Source organism: Streptomyces sp. NPDC104371, assembly GCF_055583785.1.
This window is the reverse complement of record NZ_JBVJNF010000002.1, coordinates 54,357-80,262: the sequence shown is the minus strand read 5'-3', so window position 1 is coordinate 80,262 and position 25,906 is coordinate 54,357. Positions and strand designations below refer to the sequence as shown.

Here is a 25,906-nt window from a genome sequence, read left to right as displayed (position 1 = left end):
CAACGCGGGCGTCAGGCGCGAGTGCCATCCGGCACCCGCGGCACAACCGAGAACTCAAGGAGAACGGCCATGGCCGTCGTCACGATGCGGGAGCTGCTGGAGAGCGGCGTCCACTTCGGTCACCAGACCCGTCGCTGGAACCCGAAGATGAAGCGCTTCATCTTCACCGAGCGCAACGGCATCTACATCATCGACCTGCTCCAGTCGCTGTCGTACATCGACCGCGCCTACGAGTTCGTCAAGGAGACCGTCGCCCACGGCGGCACCGTGATGTTCGTCGGTACGAAGAAGCAGGCGCAGGAGGCCATCGCCGAGCAGGCCACCCGCGTCGGCATGCCCTTCGTCAACCAGCGCTGGCTGGGCGGCATGCTCACCAACTTCTCGACCGTCTACAAGCGTCTGCAGCGCCTCAAGGAGCTCGAGCAGATCGACTTCGAGGACGTCGCGGCCTCGGGTCTGACCAAGAAGGAGCTGCTGGTCCTCTCCCGCGAGAAGGCCAAGCTGGAGAAGACCCTCGGTGGTATCCGCGAGATGCAGAAGGTGCCGAGCGCCGTCTGGATCGTGGACACCAAGAAGGAGCACATCGCGGTCGGCGAGGCCCGCAAGCTCAACATCCCGGTCGTCGCCATCCTCGACACCAACTGCGACCCCGACGAGGTCGACTACAAGATCCCGGGTAACGACGACGCCATCCGCTCCGTCACCCTGCTCACCCGTGTGATCGCCGACGCCGTCGCCGAGGGCCTCATCGCCCGTTCCGGTGTCGCCACCGAGGGCAAGGGCGAGAAGGCCGCGGGCGAGCCGCTCGCCGAGTGGGAGCGCGACCTGCTCGAGGGCGAGAAGAAGGCTGACGCCGAGAAGCCCGCCGAGGCTCCGGCCGCCGAGGCCCCTGCTGCCGAGGCCCCTGCCGCCGAGGCCGCCGCCGAGGCCCCCGCCACCGAGGCTCCGGCCGCCGAGGGCGAGCAGGCCTGATCTTCAGGGCCGTTCGGCTGATGTGAGGGCGGGTGGCGCCGACCGCGCCGCCCGCCGTTCACCCGCAGCCCTGAGATCTTCGTAGCCCGTAGATCTCTGGCGGCCGTCCGCGCAACGCGGCGGCGGTCGCCGACTTCGAGACTTCGAACTCCGAGAAGAGATTCACAGATCATGGCGAACTACACCGCCGCCGACGTCAAGAAGCTCCGTGAGCTCACGGGCGCCGGCATGATGGACTGCAAGAAGGCGCTGGACGAGGCCGAGGGCAACGTCGAGAAGGCCGTCGAGGCGCTCCGGATCAAGGGCCAGAAGGGCGTCGCCAAGCGCGAGGGCCGCTCCGCCGAGAACGGCGCCGTGGTCTCCATCCTCGCCGACGACAACTCCTCCGGTGTCCTCGTCGAGCTGAAGTGCGAGACGGACTTCGTCGCCAAGGGCGAGAAGTTCCAGGCCGTGGCCAAGGCCATCGCCGAGCACGTCGTCAAGTCCGCCCCGGCCGACATCGAGGCGCTGCTCGCCTCCGAGATCGAGCCCGGCAAGACCGTCCAGGCGTTCGTCGACGAGGCCAACGCCAACCTGGGCGAGAAGATCGTCCTGGACCGCTTCGCGCAGTACGCCGACGGTTTCGTGACGGCCTACATGCACCGCACCATGCCCGACCTGCCGCCGCAGATCGGTGTCCTGGTCGAGTTCGACAAGCCGAACAACGACGTCGCCCGTGGTGTCGCCCAGCACATCGCCGCCTTCGCGCCGAAGTACCTCTCCAAGGAGGACGTCCCGGCCGAGGTCGTCGAGTCCGAGCGCCGCATCGCCGAGGAGACCACCCGCGCCGAGGGCAAGCCCGAGGCCGCCCTCCCGAAGATCGTCGAGGGTCGTCTCAACGGCTTCTTCAAGGACGCGACGCTGCTCGGTCAGCCGTACGCGCTCGACAACAAGAAGTCCGTCCAGAAGGTTCTGGACGAGGCGGGTGTCACCCTGAAGCGCTTCACGCGTATCAAGGTCGGCATCTGAGTCCGTACCGCGCTCGACGTGCGACCCCGGTAGGGTCGTCAGCAGTCGTCCAGGTACGCCGTCCCGCATCCGTGCGAGGCGGACGACAGCAGATTTGACGAGGAGGCCATTGCCGCGCATGGGATGTCAATCACCCACCGGCAATGGCCTTCTTCGTATGTGCACCACGAGGAGAACTCCATGACCACCAAGGCCGAGAAGAGCGACGACGGCAAAGTACGCGGCCGGTTTCTGCTGAAGCTGTCCGGAGAGGCGTTCTCCGGCGGAACCGGACTCGGTGTCGACCCGGACGTGGTGCACGCCATCGCCCGTGAGATCGCGGCCGTGGTTCGCGACGGCTCCGAGATCGCGGTCGTCATCGGCGGCGGCAACTTCTTCCGCGGCGCCGAACTCCAGCAGCGCGGCATGGACCGGGCCCGCTCCGACTACATGGGCATGCTCGGCACGGTCATGAACTGCCTGGCCCTCCAGGACTTCCTGGAGAAGGAGGGCATCGACTCGCGCGTCCAGACGGCCATCACCATGGGCCAGGTCGCCGAGCCGTACATCCCGCTGCGCGCCGTGCGCCACCTGGAGAAGGGCCGCGTGGTCATCTTCGGCGCCGGTATGGGCATGCCGTACTTCTCCACCGACACGACCGCCGCCCAGCGTGCCCTGGAGATCGACGCCGAGGCCCTGCTCATGGGCAAGAACGGCGTGGACGGGGTCTACGACTCCGACCCGAAGACCAACCCCGAGGCAGTCAAGTTCGACTCGCTCGGCTACGGCGAGGTCATCACCCGCGACCTCAAGGTCGCCGACATGACCGCCATCACGCTGTGCCGGGACAACAGCCTGCCCATCCTGGTCTTCGAGCTCCTGGCCGAGGGCAATATCGCACGGGCGGTCAAGGGTGAGAAGATCGGCACACTCGTGGGTGACCAGGGTAGCCGGGACTGACCGGAGACCCACTCGTCGGGGCGCGAACCCCGTTCGGGTGACGGGTTCCGAGCGGAGGGATGGACAATGTCCCACCGGTCGGGAACCGTGCAGCAAGAAGACGCGACGCAGCCGGCCGCAGACCGACGAGTGCCAGCCGCCGGGCCTACTCAAGACACGCAGGAGCAAGTGGTGATCGAAGAGACCCTCCTCGAGGCCGAGGAGAAGATGGAGAAGGCCGTCGTAGTCGCCAAGGAGGACTTCGCCGCGATCCGCACCGGCCGTGCGCACCCGGCGATGTTCAACAAGATCGTCGCCGACTACTACGGCGCAGCGACGCCGATCAACCAGTTGGCCTCGTTCTCGGTGCCGGAGCCGCGCATGGCCGTGGTGACCCCGTTCGACAAGAGCGCGCTGCGCAACATCGAGCAGGCGATCCGCGACTCCGACCTGGGCGTCAACCCGAGCAACGACGGCAACATCATCCGCGTGGTGTTCCCCGAGCTGACCGAGGAGCGCCGCCGCGACTACATCAAGGTCGCCAAGGGCAAGGCCGAGGACGCCAAGGTCTCGATCCGTTCCGTGCGCCGCAAGGCCAAGGACGCGATCGACAAGCTGGTCAAGGACGGCGAGGTCGGCGAGGACGAGGGCCGTCGTGCGGAGAAGGAGCTCGACGACACCACGGCGAAGTACGTCGCGCAGGTGGACGAGCTGCTCAAGCACAAGGAAGCCGAGCTGCTCGAGGTCTGATGAACGACTCTCCCTGGGGAGCGCCGCCACAGGCCGCGGGGTACCGGGGGCCCGCCGAGCGCGGGCCCGGCCAGGCCCCCGGCCCGGCGGGGCCCGCGTACGATGCGCGGGACGCCCGGCAGCGGACGCGCCCCATGCCCGTCGTGCCCGACGTACCCGCCTTCGGCGGAGACCAGGGTGACGACCACGGGGCCGCCCGGCCGGGTGGTCCCTTGTTCCGCGACGACACGCCGTCGGCCACGCCCTATGGGGCGGCGCCGCAGAATCCGGAGCCCATGCCCGACGCCCCGCAGCCGGCGCCCGCACGGCAGAAGAAGAGCGCGGGCCGCGACCTGGGCGCGGCCATAGGAGTCGGCGTCGGGCTGGGCGTCGTGATCATCGCGTCGTTGTTCGTCGTCAAGGCCGTGTTCGTCGGCGTGATAGCGGTCGCCGTCGTGGTGGGCCTGTGGGAGCTGACGAACCGGCTGGAGGAGCGCAAGGGCATCAAGGCGCCCCTCGTCCCGCTGGCCGTCGGCGGCGCGGCGATGGTCGTCGCCGGGTACGTACGCGGGGCCGAGGGCGCCTGGGTGGCGATGGCGCTCACCGCGCTCGCGGTCCTGGTCTGGCGGATGACCGAGCCGCCGGACGGCTATCTGAGGGACGTCACGGCGGGCCTCTTCGCGGCCTTCTACGTGCCGTTCCTCGCCACGTTCGTCTCGATGATGCTGACCGCGTCGGACGGTCCGCAGCGCGTGCTGACGTTCCTGCTGCTGACGGTCGTCAGCGACACGGGCGCGTACGCGGTCGGCTGGCGCTTCGGCAAGAACAAGCTCGCGCCGCGCATCAGCCCCGGCAAGACCCGTGAGGGCCTGGTGGGCGCGGTCGCCTTCGCGATGGCGGCGGGCGCGCTGTGCATGCACTTCCTGGTCGACGGCGGCGCGTGGTGGCAGGGGCTCCTGCTGGGTCTCGCGGCAGCGGTCAGCGCCACGCTCGGCGACCTCGGCGAGTCGATGATCAAGCGGGACCTCGGCATCAAGGACATGGGCACCCTGCTGCCGGGCCACGGCGGCATCATGGACCGCCTGGACTCGCTGCTGCCGACGGCCCCGATCGTCTGGCTGCTGCTGGTCGTCTTCGTCGGCGCGGGCTGAGCACGCTCCGCCCGAGAGGCCCGTCACGCCATGGTGTGACGGGCCTCTTCCTGTCGCGGCGCGAAGAGTGGCAAGGGCGACAGTCCCGCACCGGGAAGAACCCGTACGAGGGTCTGCGACACTGGTAGGACCATGCCCAAGCCCGGAGAACTCACTTTCGTCGCGCCGCGCGGAGCCAAGCAGCCGCCGCGGCATCTTGCCGATCTCACGCCCGCCGAGCGCAAGGAGGCGGTCGCGGCCATCGGCGAGAAGCCGTTCCGCGCCAAGCAGCTCTCGCAGCACTACTTCGCGCGGTACACGCAGGACCCCGAGCAGTGGACCGACATCCCGGCCGGTTCCCGCGCCGGGCTCCAGGAGGCGCTGCTGCCGGAGCTGATGACGGTCGTTCGGCATCTGTCGACCGATCAGGACACGACACGCAAGACGCTGTGGCGGCTGTTCGACGGCACGCTCGTCGAGTCCGTACTCATGCGCTACCCGGACCGGGTCACCATGTGCATCAGCTCCCAGGCGGGCTGCGGCATGAACTGCCCGTTCTGCGCGACCGGGCAGGCCGGACTCGACCGCAACCTCTCCACCGGCGAGATCGTGCACCAGATCGTGGACGGCATGAGGGCGCTGCGCGACGGTGAGATCCCCGGTGGTCCCGCGCGCCTGTCCAACATCGTCTTCATGGGCATGGGCGAGCCCCTCGCCAACTACAAGCGCGTGATCGGCGCCATCCGGGCGCTCACCGATCCCACGCCGGACGGCCTCGGCCTCTCGCAGCGCGGCATCACCGTCTCGACCGTCGGACTGGTGCCCGCCATCCACCGCTTCGCGGACGAGGGCTTCAAGTGCCGCCTCGCCATCTCCCTGCACGCACCGGACGACGAACTGCGCGACACCCTCGTCCCCGTCAACACCCGGTGGAAGGTCGGCGAGGTACTGGACGCCGGTTTCGAGTACGCCGCCAAGTCCGGACGGCGGCTGTCCATCGAGTACGCGCTGATCCGGGACATCAACGACCAGGCGTGGCGCGGCGATCGGCTCGGCCGGCTCCTCAAGGGCAAGCCCGTGCACGTCAATCTGATCCCGCTGAACCCCACGCCCGGCTCCAAATGGACCGCGTCCCGGCCCGAGGACGAGAAGGCGTTCGTCGAGGCGATCGCGGCCCATGGGGTGCCGGTGACCGTCCGGGACACCCGCGGCCAGGAGATCGACGGAGCCTGTGGACAACTGGCGGCGAGCGAGCGGTAGTCTGAACTCCGTACGTACATCTTCATATTCCGACAGGGGAGCGCCACAGCGCTGAGAGTGCGGTATCGACCGCAGACCCTCTGAACCTCGCCCAGGTCATTCTGGGTAGGAAGTTCGGTCTTCACTCAAGCTGCTGCGCCCTGCCCGGACCCGTGCGGGTCACCGGGGCAGGGCCGCGTCTCTTCCTGGTCACTCCAGGAGGAATTCAGTGCACATCACCGGCAGGACGCTCGCGGCCATGGCCGTCGGGCTCGGCATGGTCACGCTGTCCGCGTGCGGGTCGTCCACCTCCACGGACGGAAGCGGCGGCGACTCCAAGACCGTGACCCTCGTGAGCCATGACTCCTGGGCCGCCTCGAAGAGCGTCATAGCGGCGTTCGAGAAGGAGTCCGGGTACAAGGTCAAGGTCCTCAAGGACGGTGACGCGGGCCAGGCCGTCAACAAGGCGATCCTGACCAAGGACAACCCGCAGGGCGATGTCTTCTTCGGCGTCGACAACACCCTGCTCTCGCGGGCGCTCGACAACGGCCTGTTCCAGTCGTACGAGCCGAAGGGCTACGACAAGGTCGTGCAGCGGTATCGCGCCGACGAGGCCAAGCACCGGGTCACCCCGATCGACTCCGGCGACATCTGCGTCAACTACGACAAGAAGTACTTCGCCGACCACAAGCTGGCCCCGCCCGCCACGCTCGACGACCTCGTCAAGCCCGCGTACAAGAACCTCCTGGTCACCGAGGACGCGTCCACGTCCTCGCCGGGCCTCGGCTTCCTGCTCGGGACCGCCGCGAAGTACGGGGACGACGGCTGGCAGGGGTACTGGAAGAAGCTGAAGGCCAACGGTGTGAAGGTGGCCGAGGGCTGGGAGCAGGCGTACAACGAGGAGTTCTCGGGTTCCGCCGGAGGCAAGAAGGCCGGGGGCGACCGACCGCTCGTCGTGTCGTACGCCTCCTCGCCGCCCGTCGAGGTCGTCTACGCCGAGCCGCGGCCGAAGACCGCGCCGACCGGGGTGGCCCAGGGCACCTGCTTCCAGCAGGTCGAGTACGCCGGGCTGCTCAGCAACGCCAAGAACAGCAAGGGCGGCAAGGCGCTGCTCGACTTCTTGATCAGTGAGAAGTTCCAGCAGGACATGCCGCTGAACATGTTCGTCTACCCGGTGCGTGAGACCGCCCAGTTGCCGACGGAGTTCGTCAAGTGGGGCCCGCAGGCGAAGAACCCCGAGACCATGGCCCCCGCCAAGATCGCCGCCAACCGTGACCAGTGGGTCAAGTCGTGGACATCGCTCGTACTGAAGTAGCCCCGCGGCCGAGAGGGAACGCGGCGCGGCTCGGGCTCATGGCCCTGCCCGTCGCGTTCTTCGGGGTCTTCTTCGCCTACCCGGTCGCCGCGATCGTCGCGCGCGGTCTCCGCATCGACGGTGCCTGGCACCTCGGGCGGATCACGGAGGTGCTCGCGGAGCCCGGCATCGGGCAGGTGCTGTGGTTCACGACCTGGCAGGCGCTCGCCTCGACCGCGCTCACGCTGCTCGTCGCGCTGCCGGGCGCCTATGTGTTCGCGCGCCTGGACTTCCCCGGCAAGCGGGTGCTGCGGGCGGTGGTCACCGTGCCGTTCGTGCTGCCGACGGTCGTCGTCGGTACGGCCTTCCTGGCGCTCGTCGGCCGCGGCGGGCTCCTCGACGACCTGTGGGGTGTGCGGCTCGACGGGACCGTGTGGGCCGTGCTGCTCGCCCATGTCTTCTTCAACTACGCCGTCGTCGTCCGCACGGTCGGCGGTCTGTGGGCCCAGCTCGACCCGCGCCAGGAGGAAGCGGCCCGGATGCTCGGCGCCTCCCGCCTGAGGGCCTGGCGCACGGTGACGCTGCCCGCCCTCGGCCCGGCCGTGGCCGCCGCCGCGCTGATGGTGTTCCTGTTCACCTTCACCTCCTTCGGTGTGGTGCAGATCCTGGGCGGCGCGGGGTTCTCCACGATCGAGGTCGAGATCTACCGGCAGACCTCGCAGATCTTCGACCTGTCCACCGCGGCCGTGCTGACGCTCGTCCAGTTCGCCGCGGTGGGCGCGATCCTCGGGGTGCACGCCTGGACCGTCCGCCGCGGCGAGAGCACGCTGCGCCTGGTCGACGCGGCGCGCACGGCGCGCGGACCGCGCGGGGCGGGGCAGCGGGCGCTGCTGGGCGCGGTCCTCGCCACGGTCGCGGTGCTGATCGTCCTGCCGCTCGCCGTCCTCGTCCAGCGCTCGTTCGACGCGCCCGGGTTCGGGTACTACACGGCGCTGACGCGCACCGACGGCGGCACCTTCCTCGTGGCGCCGATCGAGGCGGTCGGCAACTCGCTGCGCTACGCCGTCGCCGCCACGCTCATCGCCGTACTGATCGGCTCCCTCGCCGCCGCGGCCCTCGCCCGCAAGGGCGCGGGCCGTCTCGTACGCGGCTTCGACGCGCTGCTGATGCTGCCGCTCGGGGTGTCCGCGGTGACCGTCGGCTTCGGCTTCCTGATCACGCTCGACAAGCCACCGCTGGATCTGCGGGCTTCCTGGATCCTGGTGCCGCTCGCGCAGGCCCTGGTGGGCGCCCCGTTCGTGGTGCGCACCATGCTGCCCGTGCTGCGGGCCGTGGACGAACGGCTGCGCGAGGCCGCGGCCGTGCTCGGGGCGTCGCCCTGGCGGGTGTGGCGTGAGGTCGATCTGCCGCTCGTCCGGCGGGCGCTGCTGATCGCGGCCGGGTTCGCGTTCGCCGTGTCGCTGGGCGAGTTCGGCGCGACGGTGTTCATCGCACGGCCCGACAACCCGACGCTGCCGGTCGCGGTGGCACGGCTCCTCGGACGGCCCGGCGATCTCAACTACGGCCAGGCGATGGCCCTTTCGACGATCCTGATGGTGGTGTGCGCGGTGGCGCTGCTGGTGCTCGAACGACTGCGTACGGAGCGGACGGGGGAGGTGTGACGATGCTCAGGCTGGACGGGGCGAGCGTGCGCTTCGCCGGACACGCGGCGCTCGACGGCGTCGAACTGGACGTCGCCGAGCGCGAGATCGTCTGTGTGCTCGGGCCCAGCGGCGGTGGCAAGTCGACGCTGCTGCGCACCGTGGCCGGGCTGCAACCGCTCGACTCCGGCCGGGTGTTCCTCGACGGCCGGGACCTGAACGGCGTGCCCGCGCACCGTCGGGGCGTCGGGCTGATGTTCCAGGACCATCAGCTCTTCCCGCAGCGGGACGTGGGCGGCAATGTCGCCTTCGGGCTCCGGATGCACGGCGCGTCGCGTCAGGAACAGGAGCGCCGCGTACGGGAGTTGCTCGACCTCGTCGGCCTGCCCGGCGCCGAGCGCAGGGCGGTCGCCTCGCTCTCCGGCGGGGAGCAGCAGCGGGTCGCGCTCGCCCGTGCCCTGGCGCCCCGGCCGCGGCTGCTGATGCTGGACGAGCCGCTCGGCCAGCTCGACCGCTCGCTGCGCGAACGCCTGGTCGTCGAACTGCGCGAGGTCTTCCGGACGTTGGGGACGACCGTGCTCGCCGTCACCCATGACCAGGGCGAGGCCTTCGCGCTCGCGGACCGGGTCGTCGTGATGCGCGAGGGGCGGATCGCCCAGTCCGGTACGCCACTTGAGGTGTGGCAGCGCCCCGCGAACGAGTTCGTGGCGCGCTTCCTCGGCTTCGACAACGTGGTGGAGACCACCGTCACCGGTCAGTCCGCCGACACCCCCTGGGGCAAGCTCCCGGTACCGGAGGACTCCCCGCAGGGGCCGGGCACGCTGCTCGTACGGCCCGCGGGCGTACGACTGGTGGACGCCGCCGAGGGCCTGCGCTGCACCGTGGCCGCACGCACCTTCCGCGGCACCCATGTCGCGGTGCGTCTGCACCCCGAGGGGGCTCCCGCCCTGGAGGCGGCGTGCGCACTGCGCGAGGCGCCGGAGCCCGGGGACACGGTCGGGGTCGTCTTCGACGCCGCCGACGTCGTGGTGCTCGGCGGTGCTTCCCCCGCGTAACACCCGTACGGGCCCTGTCCGTACACGGACGCGGCCCGCCCCCGAAACGGGGCGGGCCGGGTGGTGGTGCGGGCCGGGGCTCAGCCCTGGATCGCCGCCGGGTCCATCCACATGACCTCCCAGGTGTGCCCGTCCAGGTCGTCGAACGCGCGGCCGTACATGTGGCCGTGGTCCATGGGCTCCCGCGCGGCCGTGGCCCCCGCGGCCAGCGCCCGGTCCACCAACTCGTCGACCTTCGCCCGGCTCTCGGCGCTCAGGCAGAGCAGCACCTCGCTGGTCTTCGTGGCGTCGACGATCTCCTTCGTGGTGAACTCGGCGTAGCGCTGCTTGCCCAGTAGCATCGCGACGATCGTGTCGCTGATGGCGACACAGGCGCAGTCGTCCGTCGAGAACTGCGGGTTGAGCGAGTAGCCCAGCTCCGTGAAGAACTTCTTCGACGCCTCGACGTCGGCGACGGGCAGGTTCACGAAGATCATCTGCTGGTACATGAAGCACAATCTCCCGGTCTTCGATGATGTGTACGCAGGGACAGACCGGGGGCCGCCGCGAAACTCATCGGCGGCCCGCGAAGAACCTTCCCGCAGTCGGTGACCCCCGCCTCAGCCCCGCAGCGGCAGCGCCGCCAGTTCCGCGACGGCCCAGGTCAGCGGTACGAACACGACGATCAGCACGGCCGCGCGCAGCAGCACCGCGTTGCGCAGCAGCGTGGCGGGCGCGCCCAGCCGTACCAGTCCGGCGACCGTGGCGGCCCGTGCCTGCCGCGCCTCGATCGCGGCCACCGCCAGCGTCGCGAGCGTGCAGCCCGTCACCAGCAGCGCGCCCAGCGCGGTGAGCGGCCCGAACGAGCGCGTGGCGTCGGCGGACAGCGCGGCCGTCGCGTACGCCCCGGACGCCACCGCGCTCACCACCCCGAGCGGTCGCCCGATCCGCCCCGCCTCCTCCTGGAGACCGCGCCCGGCGAGCAGCCGTACGGCACCGGGGCGCACGGCCTGGAGCAACCGGCCGCACAGGTATGTGAGCGCGGGCCCGGCCAGCAGCAGGCCGAGCGCGGTCAGCGCCCAGCCCACCGGTACCGCCAGGGGCCCGCGCGCCGGATCGCCGGGCAGCCAGGGTCCGGCAGCCGGGCTCGTACGGCCCGCGTACGTCTCCACGGCCAGGCCCGCGGCGAGCGCGGCCACGCCCCAGGGGAGCCCGCCCGGCGCGGGCCGGGGAGCGGCGGGCCGGTCCGGGTCCACGACCGTGCCGGGGACTTCGGCGGAGACCTCGGTGTCGGCGTCGGCCTCGGCGTCGGCCTTCCGCCGTCCGGCGCGCCGCCGCCGTTCCTCGTGTGGGCGCAGCACCAGCGCGCTCGCCAGGGACGCGGTCACCGGGACCACCGCGAGCAGGGTGAGCGCCGCGGGCAGGGGCAGCGGCTGGTCCGTGGCGAGGAAGTCCGCGGCCCGCCCGCCGAGCGCGCCGCCCGGCAGATCGCCCCGTACATGCAGGAAGGCCAGCAGCGCGAGGAGGGAGCCGAACACGGTCGACAGCGCGGTGGTCAGGGCCGAGAGCGCCATCAGGCGGCCCGGACCGAGGCCGATCGCCGCCAGGCCGGACCGGGGGCGGGTGCCGGGGTCGGTCCGCGCGACGGCGACGGCGAAGTACACGGTGGCGGCCATCGGCGCGAGACACCAGGCCAGCCGCAGCGCCGAGCCGGTCGACGCCTGCGGGTGCGCCATCGCGTACCCGAGCGTGCACAGCAGCAGGAAGCCCGTGCCCGCCGAGGCCGCGGCGACCAGCAGTCGGCGGAGGTGGACCAGCGGGTGGGCCGCGCGGGCTAGGCGGAGAGCGAGCACGCCGTGCGGCCCTCCGTCTCGGTGAGCGGGGGCAGTTGGAGGGTGTGCACGCGGCGGCCGTCCAGCAGCGAGACGGTGCGGTCGGCGAGGGCCGCGGTGTCCGGGTCCTGGGTGGCCAGGACGACCGTGATGCCGTGCGAGCGGGCCGCCGAGGCGAGGGTGCGCAGCACCTGGACCCGGTCGGCGCGGAAGAGCGGGGCGGTGGGCTCGTCGGCGAACAGGACGGTCGGCGCCGCCGCGATCGCCCGTGCGATGGCGACCCGTTGGCGCTCGGACTGGACCAGTTCGTACGGGCGCTTGCGGGCGCAGCCGCCGATGTCGAGGCGCTCCAGCCACTCCAGGGCCGCGGCCTTGGCCCGACGGCGGCTCGTGCCGCGCAGCAGCAACGACAGGGCGGCGTTCTCCCAGGCGTTCAGTTCCGGGACGAGCAGGGGCGCCGGGTCGATCCAGCCGAAGCGGTCGCGGCGCAGCCGTTCGCGGGTGAGCGGCCCCATGGTGTGCACCGGGGTGCTGTTGAACCAGACCTCGCCCCGCTGCGCCGGGAGCAGCCCGGCCAGGCACTGGAGCAGAGTCGTTTTGCCACTGCCGCGTCGGCCGGTGACGGCCAGGATCTCGCCCTCGCGCACACCGAGCGAGACACCGTTGAGCGCGGGCGAGCCGTTGTGCTGGAAGTGCAGGGCGCGCGCCCAGAGTACGTCGTTGTCCGGCGGGGCCACCATCGCGTACACCTCGGTTCAGATCCGTTGTCCCCTGTCGGTCCCCCCTCCGGGGGGACCCGTTCGGGGGAATGGCGGCAGGGCCGATCGGTCACAGTGCACGGAGCACGCTAGGCAGCGGGCGGCGGGAGGCGGCACAGCAGACGGCCCCGCACCGCCGTTTTTCACTGGAACGGGCGGTGCGGGGCCGTTGACGGGGTCACCGTCAGGAGGGAGACCGGTGGCTCGGAAGGATCAGAGCTTGGTCCAGGCCTCCGTCAGGGTCGCGCGCAGGATCTGCTCGATCTCGTCGAAGGTCTCCTGGTTGGAGATCAGCGGCGGGGCGAGCTGGATGACCGGGTCGCCACGGTCGTCGGCGCGGCAGTACAGGCCGTTGTCGAACAGCGCCTTGGAGAGGAAGCCGTACAGGACGCGCTCGGTCTCCTCCTCGTTGAAGGACTCCTTGGTCGCCTTGTCCTTGACCAGCTCGATGCCGTAGAAGAAGCCGTTGCCGCGGACGTCACCGACGATCGGCAGGTCGTGCAGCTTCTGGAGCGTCGAGAGGAACGCGCCCTCGTTGTCGAGCACGTGCTGGTTGAGGCCCTCGCGCTCGAACAGGTCGAGGTTGGCGAGGCCGACCGCGGCGGAGACCGGGTGGCCACCGAAGGTGTAGCCGTGCAGGAAGGTGTTGTCGCCCTTGTAGAACGGCTCGGCCAGGCGGTCGGAGACGATGCACGCGCCGATCGGGGAGTAGCCCGAGGTCATGCCCTTGGCGCAGGTGATCATGTCCGGGACGAAGCCGAACTTGTCGCAGGCGAACATCGTGCCGAGGCGGCCGAAGGCGCAGATGACCTCGTCCGACACGAGCAGCACGTCGTACTGGTCGCAGATCTCGCGCACGCGCTGGAAGTACCCGGGCGGCGGCGGGAAGCAGCCACCGGCGTTCTGCACCGGCTCCAGGAAGACGGCGGCGACGGTGTCCGGGCCCTCGAAGAGGATCTGCTGCTCGATCTGGTCGGCGGCCCAGCGGCCGAAGGCCTCCGGGTCGTCACCGAAGATCGGGGCGCGGTAGATGTTGGTGTTCGGCACCTTGTGCGCGCCGGGGACCAGCGGCTCGAAGGGGGCCTTCAGACCCGGCAGACCGGTGATGGACAGGGCGCCCTGCGGGGTGCCGTGGTAGGCGACCGCACGCGAGATGACCTTGTACTTGGTGGGCTTGCCGACCAGCTTGAAGTACTGCTTGGCGAGCTTCCAGGCGGTCTCGACGGCCTCGCCGCCGCCCGTGGTGAAGAAGACCTTGTTCAGGTCGCCCGGGGCGTGGTGCGCGAGGCGCTCGGCCAGCTCGACGGCCTTCGGGTGGGCGTACGACCACACCGGGAAGAAGGCCAGCTCCTGGGCCTGCTTGAACGCGGTCTCGGCCAGCTCCGTACGGCCGTGGCCCGCCTGGACCACGAACAGGCCGGCGAGACCGTCGAGGTAGCGCTTGCCCTTGTCGTCGTAGATGTAGGTGCCCTCACCCCGGACGATCGTGGGAACGGGCGCGTTCTCGTACGAGGACATGCGGGTGAAGTGCATCCACAGGTGGTCGTACGCGGTCTTGCTGAGGTCCTTGGTACTCACGGCTATCGGGTTCCCCACATGTAGGTCTGCTTCTTGAGCTTGAGGTAGACGAAGCTCTCGGTGGAGCGCACTCCGGGGATGGCCCGGATGCGTTTGCTGATGACGTTCAGCAGGTGGTCGTCGTCCTCGCAGACGATCTCCACCATCAGGTCGAACGAGCCGGCGGTCATCACCACGTACTCGCATTCGGACATGGCGGCCAGTGCGTCGGCGACCGACTCCACATCGCCCTCGACGTTGATCCCGACCATCGCCTGTCGGCGGAAGCCCACGGTGAGCGGGTCCGTGACGGCGACGATCTGCATCACGCCTTGGTCGAGCAGCTTCTGGACGCGCTGGCGCACGGCCGCTTCGGAGAGGCCGACGGCCTTGCCGATCGCGGCGTACGGTCGGCGGCCGTCCTCCTGGAGCTGTTCGATGATCGCGAGGGAGACGGCATCCAGTTGGGGGGTGCCGTTCCTGGACTCGCGGGAGTCCCTCGGTTGCGCGCTTCGACTGGCCACAAGCTCACTCTGCACGACGTCTCGACAGTTTTGCAAGGTTCGAGCGATGAAATCCGTTGTTTACGTGTTTTCAGTCTGCGGATTTCGCAGCCATGGCGTGATCGGGACTGTTGGAAACGTGGCGCCACCACTAGGGTGGGAATCTCAGCGAATGGACACCCGAACTTGGAGGGGCCGGCAGTGAGCACCGAGCTGCGTCGTCTGCGCAACTACATCGACGGCGAATTCCGCGACGCCGCCGACGGGCGGACCACCGAGGTGGTCAACCCCGCGACGGGCGAGGCGTATGCGACCGCCCCGCTGTCCGGGCAGGCGGACGTCGACGCCGCGATGGCCGCCGCCGCCGCGGCCTTCCCCGGCTGGCGCGACACCACGCCCGCGGAGCGTCAGAAGGCTCTGCTGAAGATCGCGGACGCGTTCGAGGAGCGCGCCGAGGACCTGATCGCGGCCGAGGTCGAGAACACCGGCAAGCCGATCGGGCTGACCCGGTCGGAAGAGATCCCGCCGATGGTCGACCAGATCCGCTTCTTCGCGGGCGCCGCGCGCATGCTCGACGGCCGTTCGGCCGGCGAGTACATGGAGGGGATGACCTCCATCATCCGCCGTGAGCCGGTCGGCGTCTGCGCGCAGGTCGCGCCGTGGAACTACCCGATGATGATGGCCGTGTGGAAGTTCGCCCCGGCGATCGCCGCGGGCAACACGGTCGTTCTCAAGCCGTCGGACACCACCCCGGCGTCCACGGCCCTGATGGCCGACATCATCGGCTCGATCCTGCCCAAGGGCGTCTTCAACGTCGTCTGCGGCGACCGCGACACCGGCCGCCTGATGGTCGAGCACCCGACCCCGGCGATGGCCTCCATCACCGGCTCCGTGCGCGCGGGCATGTCCGTCGCCGAGTCCGCCTCCAAGGACCTCAAGCGGGTCCACCTGGAGCTGGGCGGCAAGGCCCCGGTCGTCGTCTTCGAGGACACCGACATCGCCAAGGCCGTCGAGGACATCTCGGTGGCGGGCTTCTTCAACGCCGGTCAGGACTGCACGGCCGCCACCCGCGTCCTCGTCCAGGAGTCCATCCACGACGAGTTCGTGGCCGCGCTCGCGAAGGCCGCCGCCGAGACGAAGACCGGTCAGCCGGACGACGAGGACGTGCTCTACGGCCCGCTGAACAACCCGAACCAGCTCAAGCAGGTCTCGGGCTTCATCGAGCGGCTGCCCGCGCACGCCAAGGTCGAGGCCGGTGGCCAGCGCGTCGGCGACAAGGGTTACTTCTACGCGCCGACCGTCGTCTCGGGCCTCAAGCAGGACGACGAGATCATCCAGAACGAGGTCTTCGGCCCGGTCATCACCGTCCAGTCCTTCACGGACGAGGAGCAGGCCGTCGAGTACGCGAACGGCGTCGACTACGCCCTCGCCTCCTCGGTGTGGACCAAGGACCACGCGCGCGCGATGCGCATGTCCAAGATCCTCGACTTCGGCTGCGTCTGGATCAACACGCACATCCCGCTGGTCGCGGAGATGCCGCACGGCGGCTTCAAGAAGTCCGGCTACGGCAAGGACCTGTCGTCGTACGGCTTCGAGGACTACACGCGCATCAAGCACGTGATGACGTCGCTGGACGCCTGAGCACGGTAGGCGGCCGGTAGTCGACCGGTAGACCGGCCGAGCGGCCCCGGACGGGAGTTCCCGTCCGGGGCCGCTCGCGTTCCCGTACCGGGTCGACAAGGTGTCGGGTCCAGGTGGGGCCGCTCGACGCAGCGTCCATTGAACGCTCGCGGGGGGACGGCCATGCTGCCGGGATGTCCCTGACTCCGAAGACGTCGACCCCCAAGACGTCAGCCCCCTCCCGCCGTTCCCTGTTGCGCGCCCTCGGCGGCGGCGCGGCGCTCGGCGCGCTCGCCGGCTGCGGTGTGCCCGCGGCGTATGTGGCCCCCGGTGACCGGGCCGCCGCCGACCTGTCCGCCCGGGACAAGCGGCTGATGTTCGCCAACTGGCCGCTGTACATCGACACGGACGACAAGAACCCGAACCGGCGGCCGACCCTGGAGGCGTTCGAGAAGCGCTCCGGCATCACGGTCGACTACGTGGAGGAGATCAACGACAACGACGAGTTCTTCGGCAAGATCAGCCCGTCGCTGATGAACCATCAGCAGCCGGGCCGGGACCTCATCGTCCACAGCGACTGGATGTGCGCCCGCTATGTACGCCTCGGCTGGGTGCAGGAGATGGACCGGGCCGCCCAGCCGAACGTGGCGCGCTATCTCGACCCGCTGCTGCGCTCGCCCGCCTTCGACCCGGGACGCAAGTACAGCGTGCCGTGGCAGTCCGGCATCACCGGCATCGCCTACAACCGCCGCAAGGCCGGCCGGGAGATCCGTACGGTCTCGGACCTGTGGGCGCGCGACCTCAAGGGCCGGGTCACCCTGCTGTCCGGTCTGGACGAGGCGTTCGCGCTGCTGATGCAGGGCAACGGCGTGGACATCACCCGGTGGAAGGCGGCCGACTTCGACAGGATCTGCGACCAGGTCGAGCGGCATGTCCGCAGCGGCCAGATCCGCCGCTTCACCGGCAACGACTACACCAAGGACCTGGTCAGCGGTGATGTGGTGGCGTGCCAGGCGTACTCGGGCGATGTCATCCAGTTGCAGGCCGACAACCCCGACATCCGCTTCGTCGTCCCCGAGGAGGGCGCGGAGCTGTGGGCGGACACCCTGATGATCCCCGACCGGGCGCGCCACAAGGCCAACGCGGAGCAGTTGATCGACTTCTACTACCGGCCCGAGGTCGCCGCGGAACTCGCGGCCTGGGTGAACTACGTCTGCCCGGTCCCGGCGGCGCAGGACGTCCTCGCCGCGTCCAAGGACAAGGAGAGCGCGGCCCTGGCCGAGAACCCGCTGATCTTCCCGGACGCGACGATGCGCAAGCGTCTCGCGGTCGCACGGGACATCACAGCCAAGGAGCGGACGGAGTTCACCAAGCGCTGGAACGGCATCGTCGGGTTGTAGGCCGCAACTGCCGTGCCGCTGGCCGGTGATGGGGTCGCTGGAGGAGCCGATGGGGACCGGCTCCTCCGCTCGTGGGCGTCAGCGGTTGAACGCCGGGAAGCCGAACCGTTCGGCGATGGGGAGGCCGTCGCCCTTCGCGTCCGTCGCGTTCACCGAGTAGACCAGGGTGCGGGACAGGTCGGGGGTGGCGGCGATCGCCGTGGCGTAACCGGGGCGTGAGCCCGTCTTGCCCCAGATCACCTTGCCGTTCAGTTCGAGCTTCTCCAGGCCCGCGGCGTACCGCGCGTCGGGCACGTGCGGGAGGGTGAACATCTCCTTCAGTTGCGGCTCGGGGACGACCTTGCCGCGGAACAGCGCCACCAGCAGCCGTTCGAGGTCGGCGGTCGTCGAGATCATGTCGCCGGCCGCCCAGCGGTCGGACATGTTCCAGTCGGTGACATCGGTCAACTCGCCGTCGAACCGGTCGTATCCGCGGTTGTGCGGGCCGTGGACGAGCGGGTCGGGGCCCTGCGGGAACGAGGTGTCGCGCATGCCGAGGGGCTGGAAGATCCGTACGGACGCCTGGTGCGCGTACGAGTCGCCGGTGACCTTCTCGATCAGCATGCCCAGGACGGTGTAGTGGATGTTGTCGTACTCCTGCTGGGTGCCGGGGTCCCACCGCGGGCCCTTGGCGACCGAGGCCGCGACGACCTGACGGGGCGTCAGGGTCTCGAAGCGGTGCGGGTATCCGTCCTCGACCGAGTCACCGAGGGAGGCGCCGGAGTCCAGGCCGCTGGTGTAGTTCAGCAACTGCCGTACGGTGATGGGCTTGAAGTCCTTGGTCAGCAGCCCCGGAAGGTAGTGCTGCACGGTGCCGTCGAGGCGGACGCGCCCCTCCGCGGCGAGTTGCAGGACGAGGGACGCGGTGACGACCTTCGTCACGGAACCCACGCGGAAGCGGGCGTTCTCCAGCGCCGGTGCTCCCGTCCTGATGTCCCGTACCCCCGCCACCCCGCGCCAACTCCCCTTGCCGCCCACGCGGATGACCGCCGCCGTGGCGTCCTGGTCGGGCAGTCCGGCGAGCGCCGCGCACAGGGCCTCGGCGTCGGGGCCGTAGGAACTGGACGGTGAACTCGTCTGCGCGGAGCAGGACTTCGGCGGTGCGGAGTGGGCGGCGGCGACGCCCGCCAGGGGGAGGGTGGTCAGGCCTACGGCGAGGGCGGTGGCGAGTGCCACGGCGGACGGACGTAGCTGCATCGGCTGCTCCAGATTCCGGTGGGATGCGTGGTGTTCATCCTGTGCGGCGGCTCTGGAGCGGGGGATCGTCGCCAAGGAGGGCACAGCCCCAGGGACCGGTCCGGGGGTCGCCCCTAGGGGCTCAGCTCTCGCGCGCCGCGTGCAGCGTCTCGATGCGGTTCGTCGTGATCGAGTCCACGCCCAGGTCGAGGAGGCGCCGCATGGAGCGGCGGGTGTCGGGTGTCCAGACGGACAGCAGACAGCCGTCCCGGTGCACCCGCTCCGCCAACTCCCGGTCGACCAGGCCGAATCGGTAGTTGAGCCAGCGCGGGCGCACGGCCTCCAGCACGGCCGGGCGCGGGCGCGCGAGCGACGTCCAGGTCAGCGCGATCTCCGCGGCGGCGTCGGCGGCCCGGACCGCCACCATGGCCCGCGCGTCCGCGCAGTAGTACACCCGCTCCGCGGCCCCGCACTGCCGGACGGTGTCCACGATCCGGCGCACGGCGCGGGCCGACGGACCGCCGGGCAGGTCGATCATGACCCGGCTGCCGTCGGTCGCTGCCAGCGCGTCCGCCAGCGTCGGCACGCCGCCCCGCGTCAGCCCCCGCACCTCGTCGGAGCTGAGCGAGGTGAGCGGCCGGTCGTGGCCCCACAGCCGCTTCAGCGTCTCGTCGTGCAGCAGTACGGGAACGCCGTCCCGGGTGAGCCGTACGTCGATCTCCACCGCGTCCGCGCCGCGTACGAGCGCGGAACGCAGGGAGTCGAGGGTGTTCTCGCGGTGGAGGTAGGGGTCGCCGCGATGGGCCACGGCAGTCACGGTACGCATGCGCCCATTGTGCCGCCGGGGTGCGACGGGACGGCCCGGAGGACTCAGGGCGCGAGCCACGCCGTGGTGTAGGAGTCGATCTCGGCCGTGAGCCGTGCCTTGCCCGCCGGGTCGAGGAAGGAGCCCTCGACCGCGTTCTTGGCGAGATCGGCCAGCCCTCGCTCGTCGAGGTCCAACAGCCGTGCGGCGACCGCGTATTCGTTGTTGAGGTCGGTGCCGAACATCGGCGGGTCGTCGGAGTTGATGGTGACCATGACGCCCGCCTGGACGAACGTCTTGAGGGGGTGCTCGTCCAGGGTGCGGACCGCGCGGGTCGCGATGTTGGAGGTGGGGCAGACCTCCAACGGGATGCGGTGCTCGGCGAGATGGGCGAGCAGCTTCGCGTCCTGGGCGGCGCTGGTCCCGTGCCCGATGCGCTCGGCGCGCAGGTCGGTCAGGGCGGCCCAGACCGTCTCGGGCCCGGTCGTCTCGCCCGCGTGGGGCACGGAGCGCAGCCCGGCGGCTATGGCGCGGTCGAAGTGGGGCTTGAACTGCGGCCGGGGGACGCCGATCTCGGGGCCGCCGAGCCCGAACGAGACCAGCCCCTCGGGGCGCAGCCGGTCGTCGGTGGCGAGCCGTACCGTCTCCTCGGCGGATTCGAGTCCCGCCTCGCCGGGGATGTCGAAGCACCAGCGCAGCACGGTCCCGAAGTCGGCCTCCGCCGCCTTGCGCGCGTCCTCGATCGCGTCCATGAACGCCCGCTCGTCCATGCCGCGACGGGTGGAGGAGAACGGGGTGAGGGTCAGCTCGGCGTAGCGGACCCGCTGCCGGGACATGTCGCGCGCGATCTCGTACGTCAGCAGCCGTACGTCCTCGGGGGTGCGGACGAGGTCGACCACGGACAGGTACACGTCGATGAAGTGGGCGAAGTCCGTGAACGTGAAGTACTCGGCGAGCGCCTCGGGGTCGCTGGGCACCCGGGAGTCGCGATGGCGGGCGGCCAGCTCCGAGACGATACGGGGGGAGGCGGATCCGACGTGATGCACATGCAGCTCGGCCTTGGGCAGCCCCGCGATGAAGGTGTGCGGCTCACGCACGGCAGGGGTGTCACGGTGGTCGGTCAAGGGGTCCTCCCCGGAAACGGCGCCCAGACGCCGCGCGAGGGCGACGGGACGCGGGTGATCGGCTGATCGGTGGTGCGGGGACGATCCTAGGCGTATGGGGTGGGGAGCTGCGGCGCGGTGTGCGGTGACGCCCGGCCACCGGACCACCCCGCCCGGCCCCGCGGCCGGGGTGGGCGAGGTGGTGGTTGTGGGCGGTCGTAGCATGGCGGGTCGGAGATCAAGGGGGCTGGGCGTGAGTGAGGAAGCACATTCGGGAGAGGGCGCGCACGATCCGTGGGCGCCGCCTGAGCACAAGGTGCCTTTGGACAAGCCGCAGGCCGGGCCGCCGCCGTACCACGGTCAATCGGTGCCGCCGCCCGGCGGCTTCCCCGTCCCCCCGCCGCCGATCGCGCCCACCGGGCCCGGAGCGGTTCCGTACGACGCCTCCGGTTACTACGCGGGCTACGGCTGGCCCGGCATGCCGATGCAGCCGCGCAACGGGTTCGGCATCGCGGCCCTCGTGCTGGGCATCCTCTCGGTCTGCCTGTTCTGCGCGTACGGGGTGGTCTCGGTGGTTCTCGGGATCCTCGCGGTGGTCTTCGGGGTCAAGGGGCGCAAGCGTGCCGACCAGGGGGAGGCCGACAACTACGGGCAGGCCCAGGCGGGGTTCGTCCTCGGCATCATCGGGCTCGCCCTCGGTGTCGCCGTGATCACGCTGATGATCATCGGGTTCCTCTTCGCGTTCACCTACTTCCCCACGGACCCCGACTCGCCCTACGTCGATGACGCGCTCCGTGCCTCGGTCACGATGCTGCTCCGCCGCTGACGTCCGTAAGGCCTCGCCGCTCCCGGTCGAGGCCTCGTCGCTCCCGGCGATCCCAAAGAGCGGTGCACTCAGCGCAGTTGGGCCATTACGATGCCTTGACTGTCAACGAGGGGAGATCGTTTCATGTCCGACACCAATCCCGGGCCCGGTGGGTTCGGGCCGCCGTCCCAGCCGCCGCCCCCGGGATACGCGCCGCAGTCGGAACCCATGTACGGCTACCCGCAGCAGGCGGCCCCGCAGACGCCCTACCCGGCCGCGCCGCCCGCCGGTTACCCGCAGGCTCCCGCCGGTTACCAGCAGGCCCCGGTCGGGTACCCGCAGGCACCCATCGGCTACCCGCAGGCGCCCGCCTACGTCATGGCCATGCAGCCGAGCAACGGCCTGGGTACCACGGGACTGGTGCTTGGCATCATCGGCCTGGTGTGCACCCTGACCGGATTCCTGGTGATCATCGGGATCATCCTGGGCATCCTCGCGATCATCTTCGGCGCGATCGGCCGGGGCAAGGCCAACCGCGGCGAAGCCACCAACAAGGGTGCGGCGACCGCCGGTCTCGTCTGCGGGATCACCGCCACCGTGATCCTGCCGGTGCTGGGATTCCTGTTCTTCGCGAGCCTGCTCGGCGGCCTGAGCATGTTCTGAGCGGCTGCCCCGCCGCCGAGGAGGGCCGGCGCCACCGTCACAGGGGCCGGCCCGCAGGCCGGCCCCTGCGCTGCTACTCGGCCCCCGACCGCAGCCGCTCCCGCGCCGCCATCAGCGCGAACCCGAGCAGATTCAGCCCCCGCCAGCGCTCCGGATCCGCCGTCCGCTCGTCGTCCGCCGCGAGCCCGATGCCCCACACCCGGTCCACGGGGCTCGCCTCCACGAGCACCCGGTCCCCGGTGGTCAGCAGGAACTCCCGCAGCGCCGGATGCGCGGCGAACTTGTGGACGCTGCCCTCGACCACGATCGCGAACCGCTCGCGCTCCCACACGGCGTCGTCGAAGCCCCGTACGAGCCGCCCCGCCTTTTCGCGAGCGCCGGATTCGGCGCCCGGACGGCCGCGCGCTCCGCCTCCGCGTCGGCGAAGAGCCGCGCCTTCGACGCCATCATCCAGTGCTCCGCCGTCGCGTACTCCACGCCGTCCACGGTGAACGGCGACGGCCACCACTGGCTCAGACAGCTCTTCCCGATCCGGCCGTCCGCGTGCGGACGATGGCCCCAGAAGTGCAGGTACTTCAGGGCGGCACCGGACTGTATCTCCCTGACCAGGGATTCCCTGGAATCGATCATGCATGGCAGTCTGGCACGCACCACGGACACTCCGTCCTCCCTTTCCGATCGGGACTCGACACCTGGTCCGACAGATTCCGTCGCGTAATCAAAAGGCAACAACGGAATCACTTGTTGAGCTGTTGCAGCTCTGTCAGGATCGGCACTCAATTCGAGCTGGAGCTACGCCAGCCCCGCGGTGGACCGCGGCCGGCGGCGGAGGAGAGCGACATGCACAACCCGGGACATGACGGCGAGGCCGACACCCGCTTCCAGACGCAGCACGACGTACAGGAACGTTTCGCGGACGGCGCCCAGTACATCGCGGGCAGGCTGACCAAGGGCACATCGGGCCGTACGCACGCGGTGATCGACCCCTCGACCGGAGCCGAGGTCTACCGCTACGAGCTGGCCGGCACCGACGACGTCGACCGTGCCGTGGCCGCCGCCCGCGCCGCCTTCCCGGCCTGGTCCGCCGCCACCCCGGGCGAGCGCTCGGACGCGCTGCACCGCTTCGCCGCCGTCCTCGCCGACCGCGCCGAGGAGTTCGCCCGGATCGAGTCCCTCCAGTGTGGCAAGCCGCTCAAGCTGACCCGGGAGTTCGACGTCCCGGGCACCATCGACAACACCGCGTACTTCGCCGGTGCCGCCCGTCATCTCCAGGGGCAGTCCGCCGGTGAGTACTCCGGCGACCACACCTCGTACGTGCGCCGCGAGCCCATCGGTGTGGTCGGCTCCATCGCGCCCTGGAACTACCCCCTCCAGATGGCCGCCTGGAAGGTCCTCCCGGCGATCGCCGCGGGCAACACGGTCGTGCTGAAGCCCGCCGAACTCACCCCGCTGACCTCGCTCCTGTTCGCCCAGGCCGCCACCGAGGCGGGCATCCCGGACGGCGTGATCAACATCGTCACCGGCACCGGCAAGGAGGCGGGCGAGCACCTCGTGGGCCACCCGGACGTGGCCATGACCTCCTTCACCGGCTCCACCGCCGTCGGCAAGCGCGTCGCCGAGATCGCGACGACCACCGTCAAGCGGATCCACCTGGAACTCGGCGGCAAGGCCCCCTTCGTCGTCTTCGACGACGCCGACCTGGAGGCCGCCGTCAACGGCGCCGTCGCGGGCTCGCTCATCAACACCGGCCAGGACTGCACGGCCGCCACCCGCGCGTACGTACAGCGCCCCCTCTACGACGAGTTCGTGGCCCGGACCGCCGCCCTCATGGAGACCGTCCGGCTCGGCGACCCCTTCGCCGAAGGCACCGACCTCGGCCCGCTGATCTCCCACGTCCAGCGCGACCGCGTCGCCGGATTCATCGACCGGGCCCGCGCCTACGCGCGTGTGGTCACCGGCGGCGAGGCACCCGGAGGCGACCTCGCCGAGGGCGCCTACTACCGGCCCACCCTCGTCGCCGACGCCGCCCAGGACAGCGAGATCGTCCAGTCCGAGCTGTTCGGACCGGTCCTGGTGGTGCTCCCCTTCGACTCCGACGACGACGGCATCCGCCTCGCCAACGACACCCCGTACGGCCTGGCCGCCTCCGCCTGGAGCCGGGACGTGTACCGCACCGGCCGCGCCACCCGCGAGATCCAGGCGGGCTGTGTATGGGTCAACGACCACATCCCGATCATCAGCGAGATGCCGCACGGCGGCTACCGGGCGTCCGGCTTCGGCAAGGACATGTCCGCGTACTCGTTCGAGGAATACACCCAGATCAAGCACGTAATGTTCGACAACACCGCGGTGGTCAGGAAGGACTGGCACCGCACGATCTTCGGGGACCGATAGCCACGTCGGCCGCCGTCCGCGGCCGACCTCCCGAAAGGGCACCACGCGCATGGAGCAGTACGAGGCCGACCGCCTGTTCCCGGCCCTGAAACGCAGCCAGTCCGGCGGCAGGGCCTCCCTCGGCCGCCGCTCGCTGCTGCGAGCCGCCACGGGCGGCGCATTCGCGCTGGGGGGACTCGGGGCGCTGAGCGCCTGCGGGATCCCCGCGGCGGGCAAGTCACAGGGAGGCGTCTCCGCCTCGGACCACTCGGCCGATGAAAAGGTCGTCAACTTCTCCAACTGGCCGGAGTACATCGACATCGACAAGAGCGGGAAGAGGCACCCCACCCTCGACGCGTTCGCCGCACGGACCGGTATCGACGTCAAGTACACCGAGGACATCAACGACAACAACGAGTTCTTCGGCAAGGTCAAGCCGCAGCTCGCCGCGGGCCAGGACACCGGTCGCGACCTCATCAACGTCACCGACTGGCTCGCGGCCCGGCTGATCCGCCTCGGCTGGGTCCAGAAGCTGGACCCGGCCAACCTCCCGCACGCCTTCGCCCATCTGTCCGCCCAGTTCCGCGACCCGGACTGGGACCCCGGGCGCGCCTACTCCTACCCCTGGCAGGGCATTTCGACCGTCATCGCCTTCAACAAGAAGGCGCTCGACGGCATCGAGGTGAAGTCGGTCTCCGACCTGCTCGACAACCCCAGGCTCAAGGGGCGCGTCGGCTTCCTCCAGGAGATGCGCGACAGCATGGGCATGACGCTGCTCGACATGGGCAAGGACCCCGCCAGGTTCACCGGCGACGACTACGACGCGGCGCTCGCCCGTATCCAGAAGGCCGTCGACAAGGGTCAGATCCGCCGCTTCACCGGCAACGACTACACGTCCGACCTCACCAAGGGCGACCTGGCCGCCTGTATCGCCTGGGGCGGCGACGTCGTCCAGCTCAAGGCCGACAACCCGGACGTGGACTACATCATCCCGGACGCCGGACTCATCACGAGCACCGACAACCTGCTGATCCCCAACAAGGCGCGCCACAAGACCAACGCCGAGCGGCTCATCGACTTCTACTTCGAGCCGAAGCCGGCCGCCCAGCTCTCCGCCTACATCAACTTCGTCTGTCCCGTCGACGGTGGACGCGAGGAGCTGGCAAAGATCGACCGGGCGGCGGCGGACAACCCGCTGATCGTTCCCACCAAGGCCGTTGCCGCGAAGTCCCACTCCTTCCGGTCGCTGAGCGACAAGGAAGAGGCGGCCTACGAAGGCAAGTTCGCAAAGCTCACAGGGGCGTGACG

Annotated in this window: 23 protein-coding genes and 1 pseudogene; 15 read left to right on the top strand and 9 right to left on the bottom strand. The window is 70.3% G+C overall.

Annotated features, from left to right (window positions below; translation table 11 throughout):
- Window positions 1-69: 69 nt before the first annotated feature.
- From rpsB to ACZ60T_RS06145, 9 genes are all read left to right on the top strand, one after another.
- Window positions 70-972 (top strand): 30S ribosomal protein S2, encoded by a 903-nt coding sequence (gene rpsB, locus ACZ60T_RS06185; protein ID WP_469664869.1) that lies wholly within the window; start codon window positions 70-72, stop codon window positions 970-972.
- A 171-nt stretch (window positions 973-1,143) separates the two neighbouring features.
- Window positions 1,144-1,980 carry a translation elongation factor Ts gene (gene tsf / locus ACZ60T_RS06180; protein WP_365622884.1) on the top strand — a complete coding sequence of 279 codons (837 nt, stop codon included), beginning with the start codon at window positions 1,144-1,146 and terminating at the stop codon, window positions 1,978-1,980.
- Window positions 1,981-2,160: 180 nt separating this feature from the next.
- Entirely contained in the window at window positions 2,161-2,919 is a 759-nt protein-coding gene (gene pyrH / locus ACZ60T_RS06175) for a UMP kinase (RefSeq protein ID WP_252426097.1), read from the top strand.
- A gap of 171 nt (window positions 2,920-3,090) precedes the next feature.
- The gene (gene frr, locus ACZ60T_RS06170) at window positions 3,091-3,648 is read left to right on the top strand and encodes a ribosome recycling factor (protein ID WP_252426096.1); all 558 of its coding nucleotides are present in this window, start codon (window positions 3,091-3,093) and stop codon (window positions 3,646-3,648) included.
- Window positions 3,648-4,778 (top strand): phosphatidate cytidylyltransferase, encoded by a 1,131-nt coding sequence (locus ACZ60T_RS06165; RefSeq protein WP_365622887.1) that lies wholly within the window; start codon window positions 3,648-3,650, stop codon window positions 4,776-4,778. Before frr ends, ACZ60T_RS06165 begins: the two co-directional genes overlap by 1 nt.
- A 132-nt stretch (window positions 4,779-4,910) precedes the next feature.
- Complete coding sequence (gene rlmN, locus ACZ60T_RS06160; RefSeq protein ID WP_365622889.1) at window positions 4,911-6,017, top strand: dual-specificity RNA methyltransferase RlmN; 1,107 nt, start codon at window positions 4,911-4,913, stop codon at window positions 6,015-6,017.
- A gap of 238 nt (window positions 6,018-6,255) precedes the next feature.
- Window positions 6,256-7,311: a thiamine ABC transporter substrate-binding protein gene (locus tag ACZ60T_RS06155; protein WP_469665535.1), complete on the top strand. Its 1,056-nt coding sequence runs from the start codon at window positions 6,256-6,258 to the stop codon at window positions 7,309-7,311.
- On the top strand, window positions 7,287-8,951 hold the full coding sequence (locus ACZ60T_RS06150; RefSeq protein ID WP_469664866.1) for an ABC transporter permease: 1,665 nt from the start codon (window positions 7,287-7,289) through the stop codon (window positions 8,949-8,951). The genes ACZ60T_RS06155 and ACZ60T_RS06150 overlap by 25 nt, the downstream gene beginning before the upstream one ends.
- Window positions 8,952-8,953: 2 nt before the next feature.
- A complete protein-coding gene (locus ACZ60T_RS06145) occupies window positions 8,954-9,985 on the top strand; it encodes an ABC transporter ATP-binding protein (protein ID WP_469665534.1) in 1,032 nt (343 codons plus the stop codon).
- 80 nt (window positions 9,986-10,065) lie between these two features.
- On the opposite strand, the gene ACZ60T_RS06140 is transcribed toward ACZ60T_RS06145, so the two are convergent.
- The 5 genes from ACZ60T_RS06140 to ACZ60T_RS06120 form a co-directional block, all read right to left on the bottom strand.
- Window positions 10,066-10,473, bottom strand: coding sequence for a VOC family protein (locus ACZ60T_RS06140; protein WP_365622895.1), 408 nt, complete (start codon window positions 10,471-10,473; stop codon window positions 10,066-10,068).
- Between the two features lie 111 nt (window positions 10,474-10,584).
- A complete protein-coding gene (locus tag ACZ60T_RS06135; protein WP_469664864.1) occupies window positions 10,585-11,817 on the bottom strand; it encodes a hypothetical protein in 1,233 nt (410 codons plus the stop codon).
- Window positions 11,799-12,536, bottom strand: a complete 738-nt coding sequence (locus tag ACZ60T_RS06130) for an ABC transporter ATP-binding protein (RefSeq protein ID WP_365622899.1) — start codon at window positions 12,534-12,536, stop codon at window positions 11,799-11,801. Before ACZ60T_RS06130 ends, ACZ60T_RS06135 begins: the two co-directional genes overlap by 19 nt.
- 231 nt (window positions 12,537-12,767) lie before the next feature.
- On the bottom strand, window positions 12,768-14,150 hold the full coding sequence (locus tag ACZ60T_RS06125) for an aspartate aminotransferase family protein (protein ID WP_469664862.1): 1,383 nt from the start codon (window positions 14,148-14,150) through the stop codon (window positions 12,768-12,770).
- The gene (locus ACZ60T_RS06120; RefSeq protein ID WP_252426087.1) at window positions 14,135-14,650 is read right to left on the bottom strand and encodes an Lrp/AsnC family transcriptional regulator; all 516 of its coding nucleotides are present in this window, start codon (window positions 14,648-14,650) and stop codon (window positions 14,135-14,137) included. The genes ACZ60T_RS06125 and ACZ60T_RS06120 overlap by 16 nt, the downstream gene beginning before the upstream one ends.
- A gap of 165 nt (window positions 14,651-14,815) precedes the next feature.
- Here ACZ60T_RS06120 and ACZ60T_RS06115 point away from each other — a divergent pair, with 165 nt between their 5' ends.
- Both ACZ60T_RS06115 and ACZ60T_RS06110 read left to right on the top strand, forming a co-directional pair.
- Complete coding sequence (locus ACZ60T_RS06115) at window positions 14,816-16,255, top strand: gamma-aminobutyraldehyde dehydrogenase (protein ID WP_365622903.1); 1,440 nt, start codon at window positions 14,816-14,818, stop codon at window positions 16,253-16,255.
- A 173-nt stretch (window positions 16,256-16,428) separates the two neighbouring features.
- On the top strand, window positions 16,429-17,634 hold the full coding sequence (locus tag ACZ60T_RS06110; protein ID WP_469664860.1) for a polyamine ABC transporter substrate-binding protein: 1,206 nt from the start codon (window positions 16,429-16,431) through the stop codon (window positions 17,632-17,634).
- Window positions 17,635-17,712: 78 nt separating this feature from the next.
- On the opposite strand, the gene ACZ60T_RS06105 is transcribed toward ACZ60T_RS06110, so the two are convergent.
- The 3 genes from ACZ60T_RS06105 to ACZ60T_RS06095 form a co-directional block, all read right to left on the bottom strand.
- On the bottom strand, window positions 17,713-18,870 hold the full coding sequence (locus ACZ60T_RS06105) for a serine hydrolase domain-containing protein (RefSeq protein ID WP_469664858.1): 1,158 nt from the start codon (window positions 18,868-18,870) through the stop codon (window positions 17,713-17,715).
- A 121-nt stretch (window positions 18,871-18,991) separates the two neighbouring features.
- The gene (locus tag ACZ60T_RS06100; RefSeq protein ID WP_469664856.1) at window positions 18,992-19,675 is read right to left on the bottom strand and encodes a glycerophosphodiester phosphodiesterase; all 684 of its coding nucleotides are present in this window, start codon (window positions 19,673-19,675) and stop codon (window positions 18,992-18,994) included.
- A 44-nt stretch (window positions 19,676-19,719) separates the two neighbouring features.
- Window positions 19,720-20,778 carry an adenosine deaminase gene (locus tag ACZ60T_RS06095; protein WP_469664854.1) on the bottom strand — a complete coding sequence of 353 codons (1,059 nt, stop codon included), beginning with the start codon at window positions 20,776-20,778 and terminating at the stop codon, window positions 19,720-19,722.
- A 202-nt stretch (window positions 20,779-20,980) separates the two neighbouring features.
- On the opposite strand from ACZ60T_RS06095, the gene ACZ60T_RS06090 reads away from it, so the two are divergent.
- Both ACZ60T_RS06090 and ACZ60T_RS06085 read left to right on the top strand, forming a co-directional pair.
- Window positions 20,981-21,583 carry a DUF4190 domain-containing protein gene (locus ACZ60T_RS06090; protein WP_469664852.1) on the top strand — a complete coding sequence of 201 codons (603 nt, stop codon included), beginning with the start codon at window positions 20,981-20,983 and terminating at the stop codon, window positions 21,581-21,583.
- Between the two features lie 123 nt (window positions 21,584-21,706).
- Complete coding sequence (locus ACZ60T_RS06085) at window positions 21,707-22,225, top strand: DUF4190 domain-containing protein (protein ID WP_469664850.1); 519 nt, start codon at window positions 21,707-21,709, stop codon at window positions 22,223-22,225.
- A 73-nt stretch (window positions 22,226-22,298) separates the two neighbouring features.
- Here the strand turns inward: ACZ60T_RS06085 and ACZ60T_RS06080 are convergent.
- Window positions 22,299-22,855 (bottom strand): annotated as a pseudogene (locus ACZ60T_RS06080) (NADAR family protein).
- A gap of 210 nt (window positions 22,856-23,065) precedes the next feature.
- Between ACZ60T_RS06080 and ACZ60T_RS06075 the strand changes: the two are divergent.
- Together ACZ60T_RS06075 and ACZ60T_RS06070 are read left to right on the top strand one after the other, a co-directional pair.
- Window positions 23,066-24,619 (top strand): gamma-aminobutyraldehyde dehydrogenase, encoded by a 1,554-nt coding sequence (locus ACZ60T_RS06075; RefSeq protein ID WP_469664848.1) that lies wholly within the window; start codon window positions 23,066-23,068, stop codon window positions 24,617-24,619.
- A 49-nt stretch (window positions 24,620-24,668) separates the two neighbouring features.
- A complete protein-coding gene (locus tag ACZ60T_RS06070) occupies window positions 24,669-25,904 on the top strand; it encodes a polyamine ABC transporter substrate-binding protein (RefSeq protein WP_469664846.1) in 1,236 nt (411 codons plus the stop codon).
- Window positions 25,905-25,906 lie beyond the last annotated feature (2 nt).

Excerpts from the sequence above, each read along its gene's own strand:
- ACZ60T_RS06155 (WP_469665535.1), top strand. The coding sequence starts at position 6,256 with ATGGCCGTCGGGCTCGGCATGGTCACGCTGTCCGCGTGCGGGTCGTCC.
- tsf (WP_365622884.1), top strand. The coding sequence starts at position 1,144 with ATGGCGAACTACACCGCCGCCGACGTCAAGAAGCTCCGTGAGCTCACG.
- ACZ60T_RS06090 (WP_469664852.1), top strand. The coding sequence starts at position 20,981 with ATGGCGGGTCGGAGATCAAGGGGGCTGGGCGTGAGTGAGGAAGCACAT.
- ACZ60T_RS06140 (WP_365622895.1), bottom strand. The coding sequence starts at position 10,473 with ATGTACCAGCAGATGATCTTCGTGAACCTGCCCGTCGCCGACGTCGAG.
- ACZ60T_RS06100 (WP_469664856.1), bottom strand. The coding sequence starts at position 19,675 with ATGCGTACCGTGACTGCCGTGGCCCATCGCGGCGACCCCTACCTCCAC.
- ACZ60T_RS06075 (WP_469664848.1), top strand. The coding sequence starts at position 23,066 with ATGCACAACCCGGGACATGACGGCGAGGCCGACACCCGCTTCCAGACG.
- ACZ60T_RS06085 (WP_469664850.1), top strand. The coding sequence starts at position 21,707 with ATGTCCGACACCAATCCCGGGCCCGGTGGGTTCGGGCCGCCGTCCCAG.
- ACZ60T_RS06165 (WP_365622887.1), top strand. The coding sequence starts at position 3,648 with ATGAACGACTCTCCCTGGGGAGCGCCGCCACAGGCCGCGGGGTACCGG.
- ACZ60T_RS06110 (WP_469664860.1), top strand. The coding sequence starts at position 16,429 with ATGTCCCTGACTCCGAAGACGTCGACCCCCAAGACGTCAGCCCCCTCC.
- ACZ60T_RS06145 (WP_469665534.1), top strand. The coding sequence starts at position 8,954 with ATGCTCAGGCTGGACGGGGCGAGCGTGCGCTTCGCCGGACACGCGGCG.
- pyrH (WP_252426097.1), top strand. The coding sequence starts at position 2,161 with ATGACCACCAAGGCCGAGAAGAGCGACGACGGCAAAGTACGCGGCCGG.
- rpsB (WP_469664869.1), top strand. The coding sequence starts at position 70 with ATGGCCGTCGTCACGATGCGGGAGCTGCTGGAGAGCGGCGTCCACTTC.
- ACZ60T_RS06105 (WP_469664858.1), bottom strand. The coding sequence starts at position 18,870 with ATGCAGCTACGTCCGTCCGCCGTGGCACTCGCCACCGCCCTCGCCGTA.
- ACZ60T_RS06130 (WP_365622899.1), bottom strand. The coding sequence starts at position 12,536 with ATGGTGGCCCCGCCGGACAACGACGTACTCTGGGCGCGCGCCCTGCAC.
- rlmN (WP_365622889.1), top strand. The coding sequence starts at position 4,911 with ATGCCCAAGCCCGGAGAACTCACTTTCGTCGCGCCGCGCGGAGCCAAG.
- ACZ60T_RS06070 (WP_469664846.1), top strand. The coding sequence starts at position 24,669 with ATGGAGCAGTACGAGGCCGACCGCCTGTTCCCGGCCCTGAAACGCAGC.